This is a genomic window from Herbaspirillum frisingense, from assembly GCF_047325095.1.
Classification (GTDB): Bacteria; Pseudomonadota; Gammaproteobacteria; order Burkholderiales; family Burkholderiaceae_D; genus Herbaspirillum; species Herbaspirillum frisingense.
In genome coordinates this window covers 5,204,744-5,226,768 of record NZ_CP168558.1, presented here as the reverse complement: position 1 = coordinate 5,226,768, position 22,025 = coordinate 5,204,744, and the positions used below count along the sequence as shown (strand labels likewise).

Here is a 22,025-nt window from a genome sequence, read left to right as displayed (position 1 = left end):
TGGCCGCACCGCTGCGGATTAGAGGCCCAGTGCGCTCAGGCCGGGGTGGTCGGCCGGGCGCGGGGCCGAGCGGTCCCAGTGGAACTTGCGTTCGGACTCCTTGATGGGCAGGTCATTGATGGAAGCATGGCGGGTCCTCATCAGGCCATGCTCGTCGAATTCCCAGTTCTCATTGCCGTAGGAACGGTACCAGTGTCCCGAATCGTCGTGCCATTCGTAGGCGAAGCGCACGGCGATGCGGTTGCCTTCGTGCGCCCAGACTTCCTTGATCAGACGGTAATCCTGTTCGCGGGTCCACTTGCGGGTGAGGAACGTGACGATCTCGGCGCGGCCGGTGATGAAGTCGGCACGGTTGCGCCAGCGGCTGTCCTCGGTATAGGCCAGCGAAACGCGTTGCGGGTCGCAGGAATTCCAGGCGTCCTCTGCGGCGCGAGCCTTCATGGCTGCGGTCTCACGAGTGAAGGGTGGTAGCGGCGGGCGTTGGGCGGGGCTATTCATCGACGGTCTCCTCGGGTGCGCCGGACCAGCCGGCAGGTCATGGAATGTGGCGGAAGACGGGAACAAAACGCGGGTGCAACGGCATTCAGTTCATATGAGACCGAAAAAATTCTAGGCGCTACGCTCTGCCTTGGCAAACGGAGATGAGGGATGGATCGGACTTGCGAGGCGGTATGTGCAGCGCGTGCGGAGAACTGTGCTGACGATGCGTGCTACTGCGGGGAGGTTACTGCGGGGCTGTACTGCGGAGTGGAGGCGGTGGAGGGGGAGGACGGCCGATCCGAGTGGATCGGCCTCGATTTGAATGCCATGAATCTGTTTCATGGCATTCAAATGCGTGAAATTATTTCTTCTTCTTGTTCACGGCTTCCTTGAAAGCCTTGCCAGCCGAGAACTTCACGGTGGTTGCAGCGGCGATCTTGATTTCTTCGCCGGTTTGCGGGTTGCGGCCGGTACGGGCAGCGCGCTTGCCGGTGGAGAAGGAACCGAAGCCAACCAATTGCACGGTATCGCCCTTGGTCACGGCCTTGATGATGTTCTCGATGACGGAGTCCAGCGCGCGCTGAGCTGCTGCCTTGGAGATTTCGGTGTCGGCGGCGATAACGTCAACCAATTCAGATTTGTTCACTTTTAAATTCCTTTCACTGTTAAGGTGCCCAGATTTTAGCACTGGAATGAGGCGGATTCGCAAGCCCTATCTGCGTTTTCAGCCGATTTGACCTGGTCTTGACCGACCTTGATTGAAAAAAATCGACCTGCTTTTCAGCACCGTTGAACGGACCGTGGAGGCCCCGTTTTGGTGTATCGATCTCCCCAAAGACACGGATAGTAAAAGGTGGTCGCCGCCGAAGTCAAAACAAAAACGCGTCAGGGCATTCATTTGATGAAGAATTTGATCAAGAACTGTGCTCACGCGCCGGCACATCCGCCATTTCGTCGTCCATTTCGTCGGGCATTGGCGACTCTGTTTTCTTCATCGGCTGTTCGTGTCTGATCGCGGCCGACGTCCCGGATTGGTTTTTTTATCGTTTCAGTGCGCGATCGGCAAGCTTCCGGGGAACTAAAGTTGCACTGCAAAATCCATGTCGCTTTCTCTTTGCACTCGCAAAATCGGAGGGTGGCGAGAGCTCGTTTCGAGCGCCCCGGTCACCGCCCCGAAATCGCGCACGCCAGCTCTTCCATGCCGCGCAAATCCGCGTAGTTACGCAATTCTGACGATAAACACATGTGTAAAGCTCAGGTTGCACCTTCAATGTAAATGCTAAGTCCTTAATTTTCTTCGAAAAACTTCTGAAAACGCTGTTTTAAGGAAGTGCGCTAAGTCTTTGACTTTATTAGCAAAATCGCCGTTTTTCCCTGTGTATACCGCTTGACCTGCAATAGTGCATCCTCTAAAGTGGGCGGCAGTGTCAAAAAGTGTTTTTTTGTGGGGCATTTTGTGGATTCATTTGCATTTGCCTAAGGTGACACCACACCCGATCAGCAATCTCACTCGCCAGAGGCGAAGGAAAAAACAGTGTTCCAGGGCGCGTCAGCACTCAATCTCGATGCCAAAGGACGGATGACCATTCCGGCCAAGCATCGTGACGCCCTGATTGTGCAGTGCGAAGGGCGCGCCACCGTGACGCGCCATCCGCATGGTTGCCTGCTGTTCTTCCCGCGCCCGACCTGGGAGACGCATCGTGAGCAGATCGCCAACTGGCCGATGTCGGCCCGTGCCTGGCAGCGCATCTTCCTGGGCAATGCCCAGGATGTGGAGCTCGACAGTGCCGGCCGCATCCTGATCGCGCCGGAGTTGCGCGCCGCCGTTGGTTTGCAGCGCGACGTGATGTTGCTGGGCATGGGTAGCCATTTCGAAATCTGGGATGCCGTCAAGCTGGCTGAAAGTGAAGCCGAGGCTGTGGCGGGCGGTATGCCGGATGTGTTGAGTAATTTTTCCTTCTGACGGCCGGACAAGATGAATCTGCAACCGGTGCCCGAGCTGCAGCACCGCACCGTGCTGTTGGAAGAAGCCGTGGACGCGCTGGCCATCGAGGGCGAGCGCGCCAATGGCGTTTATCTGGACGGTACCTTCGGTCGCGGCGGTCATAGCCGCGCCATCCTCTCCAGGTTGGGCCCACAGGGCCGTCTGATCGCATTTGATAAGGACCCGTTGGCCATTGCCACGGCGCAGAAGATCGACGATGCACGCTTCGAGATCGTGCACGACAGCTTCGCGACCATGGACCAGGCGCTTGCCGAACGCGGCATCGCGCAGGTTGACGGGGTGTTGATGGATTTGGGTATTTCGTCGCCGCAGGTGGATGACGCCGCGCGCGGCTTCAGTTTTCGCTTGGATGGCCCGCTGGACATGCGCATGGATACCACGCGTGGTATGTCGGCAGCGGATTGGCTGGCAACGGCAGACGAACAGCAGATTGCAAAGGTGATACGTGATTATGGGGAAGAACGGTTTGCTCTTCAGATTGCAAAGAAGATTGTTGCTGGCCGGGCAATCCAGCCAATTTCAAGCACACGACAGCTTGCCGCGCTCGTGGCACAGGCCGTCAAAACCCGCGAGAAAGGCAAAGATCCGGCCACTCGCACATTTCAGGCTGTACGGATTTTCGTCAATCAAGAGCTTGAAGAACTCGAGGTAGGACTGGAAAAAGCGTTCCGTCAGATGGCGCAGCACGGGAGATTGGTTGTGATCAGCTTTCACTCGCTGGAAGATCGCATCGTCAAGCAGTTCATGGCATCCAAGGCCCATGCACCGCAGCCCGACCGCCGCCTGCCGATTCGTGCGATCGACCTGCCGCAGGCCCCTGCGCGCCTGCTGCCGCGGGTCATGCCCGGCGCGGCTGAAGTCGAGTCCAACCCGCGTGCGCGCTCGGCGGTGATGCGCGGCCTGGAGCTGATCGTGGCACCTGCCGCTGGAGTGGCTGCGTGACCGGCCGCCTGTGCCTGCTGCTGACGGCCCTGCTGGTGGCGTGCGCGCTATCGGTGGTGAGCGCCCAGTACAAGGCACGCAGCCTGTTCATCGAGCTTGAGCGCGCCCAGAGCGCGGCTCGCCAGCTTGATGTCGACTGGGCGCAATTGCAACTGGACCAGTCCACCCTGGGCAAGAACGCCCGCATCGAGGAACTGGCCCGGCGTGACCTGAACATGATGCCGGTCACCGCCGCCCGCACCCAATACCTCACCGTGGGGGCGCAATGACCAAGATGCCTCCGCGTCCCAACCTGGCAGGCAGCCGCGTGGCGGCTTCCAAGGGCGTGGCCTTCTCCTCCAATCCCATCCTGCAGGTCAAGTTGCCGGCATGGCGCTCGCGCTTCGTGCTGTTCGTGCTGTTCGTGGCCTTTGTCGCCCTGATCGTACGGGCCTTGTGGCTGCAGGGCGTGTCCACCGACTTCCTGCAGAAGCAGGGCGCCTCGCGCTACGCCCGCACCCTGGAATTGCCCGCCACGCGCGGCAAGATCACCGACCGCAATGGTCAGGTGCTGGCCTCGTCGGTGCCGGTCAAGGCGATCTGGGCCATTCCCGACGACGTCCAGGCCGCGCCCAAGGACAAGCTGGTGCAACTGGCTAAGCTGCTGGAAATGAGCGATGCCGAGCTGCGCAAGAAGCTGGATTCGGATCGCAGCTTCGTCTACCTGAAGCGCCAGGTCGAGCAGGATACCGCCGACAAGATCGTCAAGCTGGGTATCCCCGGCGTGGAAACCCGCAAGGAATACAAGCGCTTCTACCCCGAGGGCGAGGTGATGGCGCACGTGGTCGGCTTCACCAACATCGAAGATGCCGGGCAGGACGGCATGGAGCTGGCCGCCCAGAAGACACTGGCCGGCATGACCGGCAGCCGGCGCGTCATCAAGGACCGCCTGGGCCGTGTGGTGGAAGACATCGAATCCATCCGCGAACCGCATGACGGCCGCGACCTGACCCTGTCCATCGACAGCAAGATCCAGTACATCGCCTTCACCCAACTGAAGGAAGCGGTGGAGAAGTTCAAGGCCAAGGCCGGCGGCATCATCGTGGTCGACGCCAAGACCGGCGAAGTGCTGGCACTGGCCAACCTGCCCACCTACAACCCCAACGACCGCTCGGTGCTGACCGGCGCGCAGCTGCGCAACCGGGTCGTGACCGATACCTTCGAACCGGGCTCGACGCTCAAGCCGTTCACGGTGGCGCTGGCGCTGGACACCCATCGCGTCACACCCTCCACCGTGTTCCAGACCGCGCCCGGCAAGATGACCATCGGCACCGCCACCATCGGCGACTCGCATGCCCATGGCCCGCTGACGGTGGCCCAGATCATCGAGAAATCGTCCAACATCGGTACCGCCAAGATCGCCCTGGGCATGCCGCCCGAAGAGATGTGGGAAATGTTCACCACGGTCGGGTTCGGCCAGCAGCCCAAGTTCGGCTTCCCGGGTGCCGTGGCCGGCCGCGTGCGTCCGTACAAGTCCTGGCGTCCGATCGAACAGGCCACCATGAGCTATGGTCACGGTATCTCGGTATCGCTGATCCAGCTGGCGCATGCCTACCTGATCTTCGCCCGCAATGGCGACATCATTCCGCTGTCCTTCACCAAGGTCACCGACTCGCCCATCGGCCAGCGCGTGATCTCGGCCGATACCGCCCTGCAGATGCGCCGCATGCTGGAAACCGTGGTCGCCCCCGGTGGTACCGCGCCGCAGGCCCAGGTGCCGGGCTATCGCGTGGGTGGCAAGACCGGTACCGCCTACAAGATCGAGGGCGGCAAGTATGTGCGCAAGTATGTGGCGTCCTTCTCGGGCATCGCCCCCATGTCGGACCCGCGCCTGATCATCTCGGTCATGATCGACGAGCCGCAAGGCCAGCACTATGGCGGCCCGGTGGCCGGCCCGGTGTTCGCCAACGTGGCCGCCAATGCCTTGCGTGCATTGAACGTGCCGCCGGACTCCAGCGTGACCAACATCATCATTCCCAAAGAACCGCTTGAGGAGAGCATGTAATGTCCAAGCGCGTTCTGAGCCTGCAAGAGATACTCGCCTGGCTGCGCCAGGCGGCTCCGTCTGCGCAACTGACGTCCGATTCGCGCCGCGTGGCGCCGGGCGACGTCTTCTTCGCCTACGTGGGCGATGCCGATGGACGCTCCTATATCGCCGATGCCGTCGAGCGCGGTGCGGCTGCGGTCGTCTATGAAGCCGAGGGCTACACCTGGCCGCAAGAGGTCGACGAACCGCACCTGGCCGTGCCCGATCTCAAGGCGCAGGCCGGCGAGATTGCCGCCGCCTGGTATGGGCAGCCCGACCAGGGCATGCTGACCGTGGCCGTCACCGGTACCAACGGCAAGACCTCCTGCGCCTGGTGGCTGGGGAGCGCCCTGTCGCGCCTGCCGGCCATCAGCAATGCCGGCGTGATCGGCACCCTGGGCGTGGGCAGCTTCGTTGGCGGCAAGCAGCAGGGCTTTGATGTGACCGGCTACACCACCCCGGACGCCGTGCTGCTGCAGCGCAGCCTGTCCCGGCTGGCCCAGGGGCGCGTCACGGCGCTGGCCATCGAGGCTTCCTCGATCGGGCTGGCACAAGGGCGCATGAACGGCATGCATGTGGATGTCGCCCTGTTCACCAATTTCACGCGTGATCACCTGGATTTCCACGGTGACATGCAGACCTATGAAGACGCCAAGCGCAAGTTGTTCCAGTGGCCCGGCTTGAAGCACGCCGTGCTCAATCTGGACGATCCCATGGGCCTGCGCCTGCTGCCCTTGCTGGCGGGTCGCCAGGTGCCGGTGATCGGCTACGCGCTGGCCGAAGAGGCTGACGCCCAGGCGGCCGGTATCCCCACGCTGCGCGCCAGCCAGTTGCGCAGCAGCCATGCCGGTACCGTGTTCCATGTCGATTCGCCCTTCGGCTGCGGCCAGGTGAAGACCCAGTTGGTGGGCCGCTTCAATGTCAGCAATGTGCTGGGCATCATGGGCGTGCTGCTGACGCAAGGACTGGCCTGGGACGCCGTCGTGGCGGCCGCTGCCGCCCTGACGCCCGCGCCCGGCCGCATGCAACAGTTCGGCGGGCCGGACGTGCCACTGATCGTGATCGATTACGCGCATACCCCCGATGCGCTGGACAAGACCCTGTCCGCGCTGCGTCAGGTCGCTACCCAGCGCGGCGGCCAGCTGTGGTGCGTGTTCGGCTGCGGGGGCGATCGTGATCCGGGCAAGCGCCCGCAGATGGGCCAGATCGCCGAGCAGGCCGACCATGTGGTGCTGACCAGCGACAATCCGCGCAGCGAAGACCCGCAAGCCATCATCGAACAGATCCGTGCCGGCATGAGCCGCGTGGAACCGGTGCTGCTGGCCGACCGCGCCGGCGCCATCCTGTGGGCCATCCGCCACGCCACCAAGGCGGATGTGGTGCTGCTGGCCGGCAAGGGCCATGAGGCCTACCAGGAAATCGCCGGCAAGAAGTTGCCCTTCCTCGACGCCGACCATGTCGCCCTGGCGCTGGCTGCGCGCTCGACCATGATGGGGGGCGCATGATGCGGTTCGACTTCAGCCAGATGCTGGAATGGATCCGCACCGCCGAGGCTGCGGCCTCGGCCCATACGGTGCCTGGTGTCATCAATGCGCCGGCCGGTGAGCTGATCCTCAACGACGTCGTCACCGACAGCCGGGCGGTCAAGCCCGGCAATGTGTTTGTGACGCTGCGCGGCGAGCGTTTCGATGCGCATGACTTCCTCGATGCCGTGGCCGCCCAGGGTGCTTCCGCCGTAGTGGTCGAACGCGTACCGCCGGGCTTGACACTGCCGGCCATCGTGGTGACGGACAGCCGCGCCGCGCTGGGCCAGATCGCCCATGGCTGGCGTCACCGCCGCGCGATCCCGGTCATCGGCGTGACCGGCAGCAACGGCAAGACTACGGTCAAGGAAATGATCGCCGCGATCCTGGCAGCCGCCTTCGGTGAAGACGGCTACCTGGGCACGCGTGGCAACTTCAATAACGAGATCGGCGTGCCGCTGACCCTGTTCCGCCTGCGCGACCAGCATCAGGCTGCCGTCATCGAGATGGGCATGAACCATCCGGGCGAGATCGCGGTCCTCTCTCGCATCGCTGCGCCGACGCTGGGCCTGGTCAACAATGCCCAGCGCGAGCACCAGGAATTCATGGCCAGCGTGGAAGCAGTAGCGCGTGAAAACGGCGCCGTGATCCGCCACTTGCCGGCCGATGGCGTGGCCGTATTCCCGGCCGACGACGACTTCACCGCCCTCTGGCGCGAAGAGGCCGGCACGCGGCGCGTGCTGAGCTTCGGCCTCACGCCGCAAGCCGATGTCAGCGCTACCTATCAGGCCGGCACGTTCGGCAGCAGCCTGCAGGTCACCGTCAAGGGGCTGGCCGTTCCCCCGGCACAGTTCAAGCTCGAGCTGGCCGCCGTGGGTGAACACAATGTTCGCAATGCGCTGGCGGCAGTTGCCTGCGCACTGGGTGCCGGCATCGCGGTCGAGGCCGTGGTGCGCGGCCTGGAAAGCTTTGCCCCGGTCAATGGCCGCCTGCAACGCAAGCAGGCCGTCAGCGGAGCCCTGGTGATCGACGACACCTACAACGCCAACCCCGATTCGGTGCGCGCCGCCATCGACGTGCTGGCCGCCATCAGCGGCCCACGCGTGCTGGTGCTGGGCGACATGGGCGAGGTCGGCGACCAGGGGCCGCAATTCCACGCCGAGATCGGCGCCTATGCGCACAGCCGCGGCATCCCGCTGTTCTTCGCGTTGGGCGAGCTGAGCAGGCACGCCGTCGCGGCCTTCGGCGCACAGGCTCGGCATTTCGACGATATCGCTGCCCTCAATGCAGCGGTGGAGCAGGCCGCACCGCAAGGTGCGACCGTTTTGGTAAAAGGTTCACGCTTCATGAAGATGGAGCGAGTTGTACAGCATCTGGTCAACGTTGAATCCAACACGCAACATCAACAGGAGACCCATTAGCATGCTGGTCTGGCTCGCACAGAATTTTCAACAGGATTTCGGCTTTCTGCGCCTGTTCAACTTCATCACCTTCCGCGCGGTGTTCGCCACGCTGACGGCGTTGTTGATCGGCATGATTGCAGGCCCGGCCGTGATCCGCATGCTGACCCGCATGAAGGTCGGCCAGGCGGTGCGCACCGATGGTCCCCAGACCCACCTGATCAAGTCCGGCACCCCCACCATGGGCGGCGTGCTGATCCTGATCGGCATTGGCATTTCCACGTTGCTGTGGGCCGACCTGTCCAACCGTTTCGTCTGGATCGTGCTGATCGTCACGCTCGGTTTCGGCGCCGTCGGCTGGGTCGATGACTATCGCAAGGTGGTCTATCGCGACCCGCAGGGCATGCGCTCGCGCGAAAAGTATTTCTGGCAGTCGCTGATCGGCCTGGTGGCAGCGTTCTACCTGGCCTTCTCGGTCTCGGAAGTGAGCAACATGAAGGTCTTCGACCTGTTCGTGGCGTGGGTACGTTCCGGCTTCAGCCTGGACCTGCCGCCCAAGGCCGACCTGATCGTGCCGTTCTTCAAGACGGTCACCTATCCGCTGGGTGTGTGGGGCTTCATCGCGCTGACCTATTTCGTCATCGTCGGCACCAGCAATGCCGTCAACCTGACTGACGGCCTGGATGGCCTGGCCATCATGCCCACCGTGCTGGTGGGTGCCGCGCTGGGCCTGTTTGCCTACCTGACCGGCAATGCCAGCTACGCCAAATACCTGTTCATCCCGCACATCCCGGGCGCCGGCGAACTGCTGATCTTCTGCGGCGCCATGGGTGGCGCGGGCCTGGCCTTCCTCTGGTACAACGCCTACCCGGCGCAGGTGTTCATGGGTGACGTCGGTGCGCTGGCGCTGGGCGGCGCCCTGGGTACCATCGCCGTGATCGTGCGCCAGGAAATCGTGCTCTTCATCATGGGTGGCATCTTCGTGGTCGAGACCCTGTCGGTGATGATCCAGGTGGCCTATTTCAAATATACGAAGAAGCGGTTCGGCACCGGCCGCCGCGTGCTGTTGATGGCGCCGCTGCACCATCACTACGAGCAGAAGGGCTGGAAGGAAACCCAGGTGGTGGTCCGTTTCTGGATCATCACAATGATGTTGGTGCTGGTGGGCTTGTCGACGCTGAAGCTGCGCTGAAGTCTGCTTCACCCCGTAGCAGGAAAGAAATCACGGCGCCCTTGCCGACCATGTCAGGGGCGCCTTTGTAGCAAGCAGGTTCTAGAGAAGTGAGTTTGGAAACAACGATGAATTACTCGGGCAAACACGTTCTGGTGCTCGGACTCGGTGAGTCCGGCCTGGCAATGGCGCGGTGGCTGGTCTACTGCGGCGCCAGCGTGCGCGTGGCCGATACCCGTGGCGAAGCGGCCCTGGCCGAGCGCCTGACCGCCCTGCGCGGTGACGCACCCGAGGCCCAGGCCGTGTTGGGCCAGGCCTTGTCGCCCTCCCTGCTGGAGGGCGTTGACTTCGTCGCCGTCAGCCCGGGCCTGGCGCCCGATGGCGAACTGGCCCCCTTGATGCCGGCCATCGCCGAGCGTGGCCTGCCGCTGTGGGGTGAGATCGAACTGTTCGCCCAGGCGCTGGCCGCCTTGCGCGAAGAAACGCTGTACCAGCCCAAGGTCCTGGCCATCACCGGCACCAACGGCAAGACCACGGTGACGCGCCTGACCGGCCTGCTGTGCCAGCGTGCCGGTCTGTCGGTGCAAGTGGCCGGCAATATCAGCCCGGCCGCGCTGGATGTGTTGCGCGAAGCGGTGATCCGGGACAAGGTCTTCCTGGCCGAACTGGCCGAGCAGGATGCGATCGCCGCAGCCCAGGCGCAGGCCGAAGCCGAGGCGCAAGCCGCCCAGCAAGCGGTGCTGGATGCCCAGCAGGCGGCCGAGGCCGAAAAACATCGTCGCGCCGCCGCCCGTATCGAAGAAGCGGCAGCGATTGCCGTGCCGGTGCTGCAGGCCGATCTGCCGGCTGATTCGTCCGTCGAACCGTCCGCAGATTCGTCTGCTGATCTGTCGACTGATGCACCCGCTGCCCCGCAGCTGGATCTGCTGGCAACGGCCGACGACGGCGAAGCGACCGGACCGGTGCAACAGCCGCACGAGTCTGTCGAAACAGACCTGCCTGCCGCTGAGTTTACTGAGGCCACTGAGACCACAGAGACGACCGCAGCCCCTGAAAACGCTGAGCTGGCCGAAACGCCGGTTGCTGCAGAAACAGTCGATCCCGCCGTCGCCGCCACCCTGGAAGTGGCCTCCGACGTCGTGCCGCAGGCCGATCCCGATATGCCCGCCACAACTGGCGAAGCGATGAACCTGGGTGACTTCATGGAAGTCTCGCGAAAGGCTGAAGAAGACGCGCTGGTGGAAGTCCCGCCACCGCCGCCGCCCGAGCCGACCTACCGTGGCAGCATGCCGCAGGCCTGGGTGCTGGAGCTGTCCAGCTTCCAGTTGCACACCACGCACAGCCTGCAGCCGCATGCGGCCACCGTGCTCAACCTGACCCAGGACCATCTTGACTGGCACGGCAGCATGGAAAACTATGCCGCCGACAAGGCCCGTATCTTCGGCCAGGGCACCGTGCGCGTACTCAATCGTGACGATGCGCTGGTGATGGAGATGGCCTCCGGCGCCGCGCCGTTGTCGACCTTCGGCCTGGACGAACCGGCCGCGCCCAACAGCTTCGGCCTGGTCAACGACAACGGCATGCAGTGGCTGGCCAATGCCTTCGTGCATGAAGACGACGAGGTGCCGGAAGGCAAGCGGCGCCGCAAGCAAAAGGACATGCTGCCACCTCCGGTCACCCTGAAGCGCCTGATGCCGGCTGATGCCCTCAAGATCCGCGGCGCCCACAACGCCATGAATGCACTGGCCGCGCTGGCCCTGTGCCGCGCCATCGACCTGCCGATGGCGCCGCTGCTGCATGGCCTGCGCGACTACACCGGCGAGCCGCACCGGGTGGAACTGGTCGGCGTGATCCAGGAAGTGGATTACTACGACGACAGCAAGGGCACCAATGTGGGCGCCACCGTGGCGGCCCTGAACGGACTGGGCCTGGGTGGTCGTCCGAACCGCATCGTGCTGATCGCCGGTGGCGACGGCAAGGGCCAGGACTTTTCGCCGCTGGACCTGCCGGTGCAGAAATATGCACGCGCCGTACTGCTGATCGGCCGTGACGCCCCCGCCATCCGGGCAGCGCTGGCCGACAGCGGTGTCGAGCTGATCGATTGCGCCAGCCTGGAAGCCGCAGTCGAAAAAGCTGGCGAGATCGCGCGCGCCGGCGACATCGTGCTGCTGTCCCCGGCCTGCGCCAGCCTGGACATGTTCCGCAACTACGCCCATCGTGCCGAGGTCTTCGTGGATGCGGTGCGTGAGCTGGCGCTCTCGCGTGGCGAGGTACTGGCATGAAACTGAACCTGTCCTCGATGCGCAGCTTGCTGGGTGGCCTCAAGGAGGCTGCGCCGGTGGCCGCCGGCCGGGTCCGTGCCGGTCGTGGCAGCGCATCGGGCAGCATCGGTCTGGAGCAGCGTTCGCGCATGATGGAATACGACCAGCCGCTGATCTGGGTGGTCCTGCTACTGATGCTGTTCGGCATGGTGATGGTGTATTCGGCCTCGGTGGCCTTGCCGGATTCGCCCAAGTACGCGTCCTATTCGAATTACCATTTCCTGATCCGCCAGGCGATCTTCATCGTGGTCTCCATCATCGCTGGCGCGCTGGCCTTCCGCGTGCGTATCGAGACCTGGCAGAAGTGGGCACCCTACCTGTTCGGCATCACCCTGATCCTGCTGCTGATGGTGCTGGTGCCGGGCGTGGGCAAGGGCGTCAACGGCGCCAAGCGCTGGCTCTCGCTGAAGATCATCAACCTGCAGCCTTCCGAACTGATGAAGCTGTTCATCGTCCTCTATGCGGCCGACTACACGGTGCGCAAGCAGGCGGTGATGCACAAGCTGGTCAAGGGTTTCTTCCCGATGGCCGCAGCGGTCGGCCTGGTGGGTCTGTTGCTGCTGCTGGAACCCGACCTGGGTGCATTCGGCGTGATCGTCTGCATCGCCATGGGCATCCTGTTCCTGGGCGGTATCAATGGTGTCTGGTTCGGCGGCATCGGCGCTACGCTGGTGGGCGTGTTCTCGCTGGTCATCGTGACCTCGCCCTGGCGGCGCGAGCGCATCTTCGCCTACCTCAATCCCTGGGAAGAAGAAAATGCGTTGGGCAAGGCCTACCAGTTGTCGCACTCGCTGATCGCCTTCGGGCGGGGCGAGCTGTTCGGCGTGGGCCTGGGCAGCAGCGTGGAAAAATTGCATTACCTGCCGGAGGCGCACACCGACTTCCTGCTGGCGGTGATCGGCGAGGAACTCGGTTTCGTCGGCGTGCTGGTGGTGGTGCTGCTGTTCTACTGGCTGGTCAAGCACGCCTTCGAGATCGGCCGCCAGGCCATCGCGCTGGACCTGACCTTTGCCGGCCTGGTGGCCAAGGGCATCGGCATCTGGCTGGGTGTGCAGGCTTTCATCAACATGGGTGTGAACCTGGGTCTCTTGCCCACCAAGGGCCTGACCTTGCCGCTGATGAGCTACGGGGGATCGGGCGTGCTGTTGAACTGCGTCGGCCTGGCCATCCTGTTGCGCATCGATTACGAAAACCGGGTTCTGATGCGCGGAGGTCGCCTATGAGCGCGCCGCGCAAGTTGCTGATCATGGCGGCCGGGACCGGTGGTCATATCTTCCCCGGCCTGGCCATTGCCGAGACCATGCGCGCGCGTGGCTGGCAGGTATCCTGGCTGGGTACCACCCACGGCATGGAGCGCGATCTGGTGCCGCGCCACGGCGTGGAGATGGACAGCATCGTCTTCGCCGGTCTGCGCGGCAAGGGCCTGATGCATACGGTCAAGGGCGTGTGGCGCCTGGCGGCGAGCTTCTTCCATTGCTTCCGCATCCTCGGCCAGCGTCGCCCGGACGTGGTGCTCGGCATGGGGGGCTACGTCACCGTGCCGGGTGGTGCGATGGCACGCCTGCGCGGCAAGCCGCTGGTGCTGGTCAATGCCGACGCGGCGCTGCTGCTGTCCAACAAGACCCTGACGCCGCTGGCCGACAAGGTGCTGTTCGGTTTCCCCGCCGATTTCGGCCGGGCGGCCGGCAAGGCCGAGGTCACCGGCAATCCGGTGCGCAAGGAAATCATCGCCCTGCCGCAACCGGGCGACCGTTATGCCACGCGCACCGGCCCGCTGAAGATCCTGGTGGTAGGTGGCAGCCTGGGTGCCAAGGTACTGAACGACAACGTGCCTGCTGCACTGGCCCGGCTGCCTGCCGAGTTGCGCCCGCAAGTCACGCACCAGTCAGGCAAGCAGCATATCGTCGCGCTGCGCGCGGCCTATGACGCTGCCGGCGTACAGGCCGAGGTGCTCGATTTCATCGACGACATGCCGCGTCGCTACGCCGAGGCCGATCTGGTGATCTGCCGCGCCGGCGCGATCACGGTCTCCGAGCTGACCGCCGCTGGCGTGGCCAGTGTGCTGGTACCGCTGGCGGTCTCGACGACCTCGCACCAGATCGACAACGCCAGGTGGATGGCTGCCAACAAGGCGGCGATCCACCTGCCACAACGCGAACTGACGCCGGAACACCTGGCCGGTTTGCTGCAGAAACTGGACCGCGCTGCATGCCATGAAATGGCGCAGGCGGCATACGAACAAGGCCGGCGCGATGCCAACGAGGCAATCGCGCGCGTGCTGGAAGGACTGGTAACACCATGAAGCATCGCGTCAAGAACATCCACTTCGTCGGTATCGGCGGCTCCGGGATGAGCGGCATCGCCGAGGTCCTGCTGAACCTGGGCTATGGCGTCTCTGGCTCCGATCTGGGCAGCAACGCCGCCACCCAGCGCCTGGCGCAACTGGGTGCCTGCATCCGCTATGGCCACGCGGCCGAGAACATCGAAGGCGCCGACGCCATCGTCACCTCCACCGCCGTCAAGGGCGACAATCCGGAAGTGCTGGCAGCGCGCAAGAAGCACATCCCCATCGTGCCGCGTGCGGTGATGCTGGGCGAGCTGATGCGCCTGAAGAAGGGCATTGCCATCGCCGGCACCCACGGCAAGACCACCACCACCAGCCTGGTGGCCAGCGTGCTGGCGCAGGGCGGGCTGGACCCCACCTTCGTCATCGGCGGCCGTCTCACCAGCGCTGGCGCCAATGCCAAGCTGGGTACCGGAGAATTTATCGTGGCCGAGGCCGACGAGTCCGATGCCTCGTTCCTGAACTTGATGCCGGTCATTGAGGTGATCACCAACATCGACGCCGATCACATGGAGACCTACAACCATGACTTCGCGCGTCTGAAGCAGGCCTTCGTCGAATTCACCCAGCGCCTGCCGTTCTACGGCGTGGCCGTGCTGTGCCTGGATGATCCGCACGTGCGCGAGATCATGCCGATGGTCTCCAAGCCCATCCTCACCTACGGCTTCCATGAAGACGCCGACGTGCGTGCCATCGACGCCAAGGCGGTGGACGGCAAGATGGAATTCACCGTGATCCAGTACGGCTATGCACCAATGCAGGTGAGCCTGAACCAGCCCGGCATGCACAACGTGCAGAACGCCTGCGCCGCCATCGCCATTGCCCGCGAGCTGGACGTGGATGACGCCGCCACCCAGAAGGCGCTGACCGAATTCAATGGCGTCGGTCGCCGCTTCACCCGCTACGGCGAAGTGCCGATCACCGATGCCCAGGGCAAGCCGGCCGGGCACTTCACCCTGGTGGACGACTACGGTCACCACCCGGTCGAAACCGCCGCCACCATCGCCGCCGCCCGTGGCGCCTATCCGGGCCGCCGCCTGGTGCTGGCCTTCCAGCCGCACCGCTATACCCGCACCCGCGATCTTTTCGAGGACTTCGTCAAGGTGCTGTCTTCGCCGGACGTGCTGGTGCTGGGTGAGGTCTATGCGGCCGGTGAATCGCCCATCGTGGCCGCCGACGGCCGCTCGCTGGCGCATGCCCTGCGTGCTGCCGGCAAGGTGGAGCCGGTATTCGTCGATGACATCGGCGACATGCCCGAGACCATCCGCAACGTGGTGCGCGATGGCGATGTGGTCATGACCATGGGTGCGGGATCGATTTCCGCCGTACCGGCGCGCCTGGTGGCACAGGCCGGCGGCAAGAACGAACAGGGGGCCGCATGATCAGCCAGGACCAGATCAAGGCCTTCGGCCGCGTCGGCGTGCTCTTCGGCGGCCGTTCGGCCGAACGTGAAGTGTCGATGATGTCGGGCAATGGCGTGCTGCAGGCCTTGCGCAGCAAGGGCGTGGATGCGCATCCCTTCGACCCCGCCGTGCGCTCGCTGGGCGAACTGCAGGCCGAGAAGTTCGATCGCGTCTTCATCGCCCTGCATGGCCGCTATGGCGAAGACGGCACCCTGCAGGGTGCGCTGGAACAGATGGGCCTGCCCTATACCGGCCCCGGTGTGATGGCTTCGAGCATCGCCATGGACAAGGTCATGACCAAGCGCATCTGGCTCTCGCACGGCCTGCCCACGCCGCGCTTCCTGACGCTGGACGCCAAGGCCACAAGCCGCGAGCAGCTGCGCCTGGTACCGGACGAACTGGGCCTGCCGCTGATGCTCAAGGCCCCGCACGAAGGCTCGACCATCGGCATCGCCAAGGTCAACGGCTATTCGGACATGCAGGAAGGCTTCGACCTGTGCGCCCGCTATGACAGCGTGGTGCTGGCCGAAGAATTCATTCGCGGCCGCGAGTTGACCGTGCCGGTGCTGGGAACGGGCCGTGAGGCGCGTGCCTTGCCGGTCATCGAGATCCGTGCGCCGGAGGGTAACTATGATTACCAGAACAAGTATTTCACCGATGACACGAAATATTTGTGTCCGGCCCCGCTTGACGAGGAACTGACTCGCCATCTGCGTGATCTGGCGGTACAGGCTTTCAATGCGCTGGGTTGCCGCGGCTGGAGCCGGGTCGATTTCATGTTGCGCGAGACCGATGGCAAGGCCGAACCCTATCTGCTGGAAATCAACACCTCGCCCGGCATGACCGGTCATTCGCTGGTGCCGATGGCGGCCAAGGCGGTGGGCATGAGCTATGAGGACCTGTGTTGCGAAATCCTGCAGATGGCGGCGCTGGACATGACGCCTTCCAAGGACTGGACGCCGCAGGCGGGCCAGTCGTGATGGTTCGGGTCTAAGGGAGCGCGCGCGTCGATGTGGCAGGACGTCAAGATGCTCAACGCCATCAGCAGTGCGCTCATTGCGCTGGTGCTGCTGGCCCTGGTGGCATCCGGTTTGTGGTGGGTGGCGCAGCGGCCGATGTTTACGCTGCACACGATACGTATCGAGTCCGCCGGCGAGTTGCCGCTGGAAAAGGTCAATGCGTTGACGGTGCGGGCTACTGCGGTGCCGCGCATCCACGGCAATTTCTTCACCGCCGACCTGACGGCGGTGCGGGCGGCCTTCGAGGCCGTGCCCTGGGTGCGCAAGGCCATGGTGCGGCGCGAATGGCCGGACCGGCTGGTGGTGAAGATCGAGGAACACAAGGCCCTGGGTACCTGGGGTGAAGATGGCAAGTTGTTGTCGCAGAAGGGCGATGTGTTTACCGCCAACCTGGCCGAGGCCGAGGACGACGGTGACCTGCTGGAATTCGATGGCCCGCCCGGCAGCGAGCAGCAGGTAGTGGCGCGGCTGGCGCTGTTCCGCCAGTGGTTCGCACCGATCAAGCTGGAGCCGGAGTCGCTGGTGCTGTCCAATCGCTATGCCTGGACGGTGCGCCTGGACAACGGCATGACGGTCGAACTGGGGCGTGATCAGGGCGATGCGGTCCTGAAGGAACGTGTGGCAAGGCTGGTGGCGGTGTATCCGCAACTGCTGGAAAGATTGCAGGGCAAGATAGAAAGTGTCGACTTGCGCTATCCCAACGGGATGGCGTTGAAGGCGGATGGAATGGTGCTGGCGGCAATGAACGGGAAAATGAAATAAGCGGAACGCTATGACAAAAGACGCAAAAAATCTGATCGTCGGCCTGGACATCGGCACCTCGAAAGTGGTGGCGGTGGTGGCCGAGGTGCTGCCCGACGGCCGCCACGAAGTGATCGGGCTGGGGCAGTCCGAATCCAAGGGGCTCAAGAAGGGGGTGGTGGTCAATATCGAAGCCACCGTCGAATCCATCCAGCGCGCCCTGGAAGAGGCCGAGCTGATGGCCGACTGCAAGATCCGCAATGTCTATACCGGCATTGCCGGCAGCCACATCCGCAGCTTCAACTCCAGCGGCATGGTGGCCATCAAGGACAAGGAAGTCACGGCGGCCGACGTCTCCCGCGTGATCGAGACTGCCAAGGCAGTCAACATCCCGACCGACCAGCAATTGCTGCACACGGTGCCGCAGGAATTCATCGTCGACAACCAGGAAGATGTGCGCGAGCCCATCGGCATGAGCGGCATCCGCCTGGAAGTGAAGGTCCACATCGTCACCGGCGCGGTGTCGGCGGTGCAGAACATCGTCAAGTGCGTGCGCCGCTGCGGCCTGGAAGTCTCGGACCTGATCCTGCAACCGATGGCCTCGGCCGATTCGGTGCTGACCACCGACGAGCGCGAGCTGGGCGTGGTGCTGGTCGATATCGGCGGCGGCACCACCGACGTGGCGGTGTTCACCGAAGGCGCGATCCGGCACACCGCGGTGATTCCGATTGCCGGCGACCAGATCACCAACGACATCGCCATGGCCCTGCGCACGCCGACGCTGGAGGCCGAAGAGATCAAGCTGCGTTATGGCGTGGCCAAGCAGATCCTGGCTGATCCGACGGAGACACTGGAAGTGCCGGGCCTGGGCGACCGCAATCCGCGCACGCTGTCGCGTCAGGCGCTGGCGGCGGTCATCGAGCCGCGTGTGGAAGAGCTGTTCGCGCTGGTGCACCAGGTGGTGCGCGAGTCGGGTTACGAAGAGGTGCTGTCCTCCGGCATCGTCCTCACCGGCGGCTCGGCGATGATGCCGGGCATGACCGAACTGGCCGAAGACATCTTCTTGAAGCCGGCCCGCCTGGGAACGCCCGAATACAGCGGCCAGCTGGCCGACGTGGTGCGCAGCCCGCGCTACTCGACCGTGCTGGGCCTGCTGCAGGAAGCCAAGAAGCAATACCTGCGCGGCTACATCGTGACCCGCCAGGAAGGCTCGGTGAAGGCGGTCTGGCAGCGCATGAAGGAATGGTTCCTCGGCAACTTCTGAGGACCGCGTCCCGCAAGCAACATTGGCGGGCTGTGGAATGCATCAGGATGTAAAAACATTGGTGGGCGCTGGCGTAACGGCTGTAGGGTTCAGGCAGTCGACATGGACGGTACGCCAGCAGATGGGCAGGACGGTTTTGTTGGGATAGCGGTAGCAGGCATGACTCGCAACATTCATTCGTGGCATTCGTAGCATTCGTGGCATTCGTGGCATCGGCAGTATTGGTTTCAAAAGTTACAGCAGCAACAACAGGGAATTGAACATATAGACAGCAGTGATCAGTTGCTAGTCGTCACACCGCGTGATGCCTATCAACTGCCAGCTGCAGGACACATATATTTAAAGGAGTCATCATGGAAATCGATATGGTCGACAATGCGACGCTGGGGACGATCATCAAGGTCGTTGGCGTTGGCGGTGCTGGCGGCAATGCCGTGCAGCACATGATTAACAAGGGTGTCTCTGGCGTCGAATTCATCGCCGCCAACACGGATGCCCAGGCGCTCAAGCAATCCAAGGCGCATAACGTCATCCAGATTGGTGATACCGGTCTGGGCGCCGGCATGCAGCCTGACGTCGGGCGCCGTCTGGCCGAGGAAACCCGTGCCCGCATCGAAGATTCCCTGCGCGGTGCGCACATGGTATTCATCGCCGCCGGCATGGGTGGCGGCACCGGCACGGGTGCTGCACCGGTGGTGGCGCAGGTGGCCAAGTCGCTGGGCGCGCTGACCGTGGCAGTGGTCTCCAAGCCGTTCTCCTACGAAGGCCAGAAGTGCATGGACATCGCCGACGCCGGTCTGGAAGAGCTGACCCAGCACGTCGATTCGCTGATCATCATCCTCAATGAAAAGCTGGAAGAGATCTACGAAGACGACAGCATGATCGAATGGCTGTCCCATGCTGACGACGTGCTCAACAACGCCGTGGCCGGTATCGCCGAGATCATCAATGTCCCGGGTCACATCAACGTCGACTTCAACGACGTCAAGACCATCATGGGCGAGCAGGGCAAGGCCATGATGGGTACCGCCACCGCTGCCGGCGTGGACCGCGCCCGCGTGGCCGCCGAGCAGGCCGTGGCCTCGCCGCTGCTGGATGGCATCGACCTGTCGGGCGCCCGCGGCGTGCTGGTCAACGTGACCGCCAGCCGTGGCCTGAAGGGTAAGGAAATCAAGGAAGTGATGGCGACCGTGCGTGCCTTCGCTGCCCCTGACGCTTCCATCGCCCAGGGTATCGCCTACGACGACAGCATGGGCGACGAGATCCGCGTCACCGTGGTGGCCACCGGCCTGGGCCGTGCCCGCAAGGCCGTGCAACTGGTGCAGACCCCGGTCATGCGTACCGGTACCCACAACGAACCGATGATGGCCGTCGGTGGCGTCATGCCGCAAGGCGCAGCGCAACCGGCTGCTGCCTTCGGTGGCCTGAAGGCTCCGGCCGTGTGGCGTCGCGAGTCGGCTTCCGACACCGTGCGCGCGCTGGAAAAGAACGGCATGGAAACCTACGACATCCCCGCCTTCCTGCGCAAGCAGGCGGACTGAGTCGGGTGCTCGGTGCTGGCCTGCGCAGTCGAAGCAGGCCGGCCGGTTCCGAGGCATACTAACGCCGCGCCTGGTGCGCGGCGTTTTTTCGTGCGTCGCCTGCGGGCAACTCATCTGTCCGATCGATCAATCGGGCCAGATTCATCACCTAGATCACTTATACAACCAGACGAGGAAACACCATGACCATCAAGATCGGCGACCGCCTGCCCGAAGGCACCCTGACCGAATTCATCGAGACCGAGACCGAAGGCTGCAGCCTGGGCCCCAACGCCTTCAAGGTGTCCGACCTGGTCAAGGGCAAGAAGATTGCCCTGTTCGCCCTGCCCGGCGCCTTCACCCCGACCTGTTCGGCCAAGCACGTGCCGGGCTACATCGCCCTGGCGGACCAGTTCAAGGCCAAGGGTGTGGACGAGATCTGGTGCCTTTCGGTCAACGACGCCTTTGTCATGGGCGCCTGGGGCCGCGACCAGAAGGCCACCGGCATCGTGCGCATGTTCGGCGACGGCAGCGCCACCTTCACCAAGGCGCTGGGCATGGAGTTCGACCTGACCGAACGCAACATGGGTGTGCGTTCGCAGCGCTATTCGATGCTGCTGGAAGATGGCGTGGTCAAGCAGCTGAACCTGGAAGCACCGGGCAAGTTCGAGGTGTCCAACGCCGAGACCCTGCTGGGCCAACTGGGCTGATTTCCTCCGGGAATCCTGCGACGGCATGCTGCGGCATGCCGTTTTGCTTTGTGGAAATGGCAAGTCGTGCAAGAAGTCGTTGCGAGACCGCACTGGCGCGTCTTTGCAGATGGGAACGATTTGCAACAAAGCCGCGCCGTAGCGGGGCGGCGAGCGGGCATCTTGGCTATAATGGCCGGATGTTGAAACAGCGCACAATCAAGAATCTGGTCAAGACCACCGGCGTCGGTCTGCACTCCGGCACCAAGGTCGAGCTGACCCTGCGCCCGGCCGCGCCCGACACCGGCATCATCTTCCGTCGCGTCGACCTGGACCCGGTGGTCGAGCTGCCGATGATGGCCACTGGCGTGGGCGATACCCGCATGGCCTCGACCCTGACCAAGGATGGCGCCAAGGTTTCCACCGTCGAACACCTGCTCTCGGCCTGCGCCGGCCTGGGCATCGACAACCTGTATATCGATCTGACCGCCGAAGAAATCCCCATCATGGATGGCTCGGCCTCGTCCTTCGTCTTCCTGCTGCAGCAGGCCGGCCTGCAGGAACAGAATGCGGCCAAGAAATTCATCCGCGTCAAGAAGCCGGTGGAAGTGCGCGAAGGCAGCGGTGACAAGGAAAAATGGGCACGTCTGGAACCCTATGACGGTTTCCGCCTGAAGTTCTTCATCGAATTCAACCACCCCGCCGTGGATGGCACCGGCCAGGTCGCCGAAGTTGATTTCGGCATCGACTCCTACGTCAAGGAAATCGCCCGCGCGCGCACCTTCGGCTTCATGCAGGACGTCGAAACCCTGCGCGGCATGGGCCTGGCGCGGGGCGGCTCCTTCGAGAACGCCATCGTCATGGACGAGTACCGCATCCTCAACGCCGACGGCCTGCGCTACGACAACGAGTTCGTGCGCCACAAGATCCTGGACGCCATCGGCGACCTCTACATCATCGGCCATCCCTTGCTGGCCAGCTACGACGCCCACAAGTCCGGCCACGGGCTCAACAACCTGTTGCTGCGCGAACTGCTGTCGCGACCCGACGCCTATGAAATCGTCAGCTTCGACAAGCTGGAACAGGCGCCGCAGACCTACGTCATGCAGGCCAAGCAGGAGTGGGCGCTGAACTGATC

General features: G+C 63.7%; 19 protein-coding genes. 17 read left to right on the top strand and 2 right to left on the bottom strand.

The annotated features are described in order from the left end of the window. Positions 1-18: 18 nt before the first annotated feature. Positions 19-498 carry a DUF1348 family protein gene (locus ACEOAC_RS23805; RefSeq protein ID WP_182993560.1) on the bottom strand — a complete coding sequence of 160 codons (480 nt, stop codon included), beginning with the start codon at positions 496-498 and terminating at the stop codon, positions 19-21. 343 nt (positions 499-841) lie between these two features. Then, on the bottom strand, positions 842-1,126 hold the full coding sequence (locus ACEOAC_RS23800) for an HU family DNA-binding protein (RefSeq protein ID WP_006465510.1): 285 nt from the start codon (positions 1,124-1,126) through the stop codon (positions 842-844). A gap of 888 nt (positions 1,127-2,014) precedes the next feature. Between ACEOAC_RS23800 and mraZ the strand changes: the two genes are divergently transcribed. From mraZ to lpxC, 17 genes are all read left to right on the top strand, one after another. Continuing rightward, complete coding sequence (gene mraZ, locus ACEOAC_RS23795) at positions 2,015-2,443, top strand: division/cell wall cluster transcriptional repressor MraZ (protein WP_006465511.1); 429 nt, start codon at positions 2,015-2,017, stop codon at positions 2,441-2,443. Positions 2,444-2,455: 12 nt separating this feature from the next. Next, positions 2,456-3,427 carry a 16S rRNA (cytosine(1402)-N(4))-methyltransferase RsmH gene (rsmH, locus tag ACEOAC_RS23790; protein WP_413628618.1) on the top strand — a complete coding sequence of 324 codons (972 nt, stop codon included), beginning with the start codon at positions 2,456-2,458 and terminating at the stop codon, positions 3,425-3,427. Then, positions 3,424-3,696 (top strand): cell division protein FtsL, encoded by a 273-nt coding sequence (ftsL, locus tag ACEOAC_RS23785; RefSeq protein WP_077235811.1) that lies wholly within the window; start codon positions 3,424-3,426, stop codon positions 3,694-3,696. Before rsmH ends, ftsL begins: the two co-directional genes overlap by 4 nt. Next, positions 3,693-5,471 (top strand): peptidoglycan D,D-transpeptidase FtsI family protein, encoded by a 1,779-nt coding sequence (locus tag ACEOAC_RS23780; RefSeq protein WP_006465514.1) that lies wholly within the window; start codon positions 3,693-3,695, stop codon positions 5,469-5,471. Before ftsL ends, ACEOAC_RS23780 begins: the two co-directional genes overlap by 4 nt. After that, positions 5,471-6,997, top strand: coding sequence for a UDP-N-acetylmuramoyl-L-alanyl-D-glutamate--2,6-diaminopimelate ligase (locus ACEOAC_RS23775; RefSeq protein WP_413628617.1), 1,527 nt, complete (start codon positions 5,471-5,473; stop codon positions 6,995-6,997). The genes ACEOAC_RS23780 and ACEOAC_RS23775 overlap by 1 nt, the downstream gene beginning before the upstream one ends. Next, complete coding sequence (locus ACEOAC_RS23770) at positions 6,994-8,436, top strand: UDP-N-acetylmuramoyl-tripeptide--D-alanyl-D-alanine ligase (RefSeq protein ID WP_413628616.1); 1,443 nt, start codon at positions 6,994-6,996, stop codon at positions 8,434-8,436. The genes ACEOAC_RS23775 and ACEOAC_RS23770 overlap by 4 nt, the downstream gene beginning before the upstream one ends. A gap of 1 nt (position 8,437) precedes the next feature. Continuing rightward, positions 8,438-9,607 carry a phospho-N-acetylmuramoyl-pentapeptide-transferase gene (gene mraY, locus ACEOAC_RS23765; protein ID WP_006465517.1) on the top strand — a complete coding sequence of 390 codons (1,170 nt, stop codon included), beginning with the start codon at positions 8,438-8,440 and terminating at the stop codon, positions 9,605-9,607. Between the two features lie 107 nt (positions 9,608-9,714). Continuing rightward, positions 9,715-11,868, top strand: a complete 2,154-nt coding sequence (murD, locus tag ACEOAC_RS23760; RefSeq protein ID WP_413628615.1) for a UDP-N-acetylmuramoyl-L-alanine--D-glutamate ligase — start codon at positions 9,715-9,717, stop codon at positions 11,866-11,868. Beyond that, positions 11,865-13,130, top strand: coding sequence for a putative lipid II flippase FtsW (gene ftsW, locus ACEOAC_RS23755; RefSeq protein ID WP_006713154.1), 1,266 nt, complete (start codon positions 11,865-11,867; stop codon positions 13,128-13,130). Before murD ends, ftsW begins: the two co-directional genes overlap by 4 nt. Next, positions 13,127-14,209 (top strand): undecaprenyldiphospho-muramoylpentapeptide beta-N-acetylglucosaminyltransferase, encoded by a 1,083-nt coding sequence (gene murG / locus ACEOAC_RS23750; protein ID WP_413444847.1) that lies wholly within the window; start codon positions 13,127-13,129, stop codon positions 14,207-14,209. The genes ftsW and murG overlap by 4 nt, the downstream gene beginning before the upstream one ends. Next, complete coding sequence (murC, locus tag ACEOAC_RS23745) at positions 14,206-15,633, top strand: UDP-N-acetylmuramate--L-alanine ligase (RefSeq protein ID WP_413444846.1); 1,428 nt, start codon at positions 14,206-14,208, stop codon at positions 15,631-15,633. Before murG ends, murC begins: the two co-directional genes overlap by 4 nt. Beyond that, on the top strand, positions 15,630-16,634 hold the full coding sequence (locus ACEOAC_RS23740; protein ID WP_234295268.1) for a D-alanine--D-alanine ligase: 1,005 nt from the start codon (positions 15,630-15,632) through the stop codon (positions 16,632-16,634). Before murC ends, ACEOAC_RS23740 begins: the two co-directional genes overlap by 4 nt. Before the next feature lie 30 nt (positions 16,635-16,664). Then, complete coding sequence (locus tag ACEOAC_RS23735; protein ID WP_413444845.1) at positions 16,665-17,435, top strand: cell division protein FtsQ/DivIB; 771 nt, start codon at positions 16,665-16,667, stop codon at positions 17,433-17,435. Between the two features lie 10 nt (positions 17,436-17,445). Then, positions 17,446-18,678 (top strand): cell division protein FtsA, encoded by a 1,233-nt coding sequence (gene ftsA, locus ACEOAC_RS23730; RefSeq protein WP_008334543.1) that lies wholly within the window; start codon positions 17,446-17,448, stop codon positions 18,676-18,678. Between the two features lie 353 nt (positions 18,679-19,031). Then, a complete protein-coding gene (gene ftsZ / locus ACEOAC_RS23725; RefSeq protein WP_006713164.1) occupies positions 19,032-20,219 on the top strand; it encodes a cell division protein FtsZ in 1,188 nt (395 codons plus the stop codon). 182 nt (positions 20,220-20,401) lie between these two features. Then, positions 20,402-20,908: a peroxiredoxin gene (locus ACEOAC_RS23720; RefSeq protein WP_006713165.1), complete on the top strand. Its 507-nt coding sequence runs from the start codon at positions 20,402-20,404 to the stop codon at positions 20,906-20,908. Positions 20,909-21,087: 179 nt separating this feature from the next. Continuing rightward, positions 21,088-22,023 carry a UDP-3-O-acyl-N-acetylglucosamine deacetylase gene (gene lpxC / locus ACEOAC_RS23715; RefSeq protein WP_413445001.1) on the top strand — a complete coding sequence of 312 codons (936 nt, stop codon included), beginning with the start codon at positions 21,088-21,090 and terminating at the stop codon, positions 22,021-22,023. Positions 22,024-22,025 lie beyond the last annotated feature (2 nt).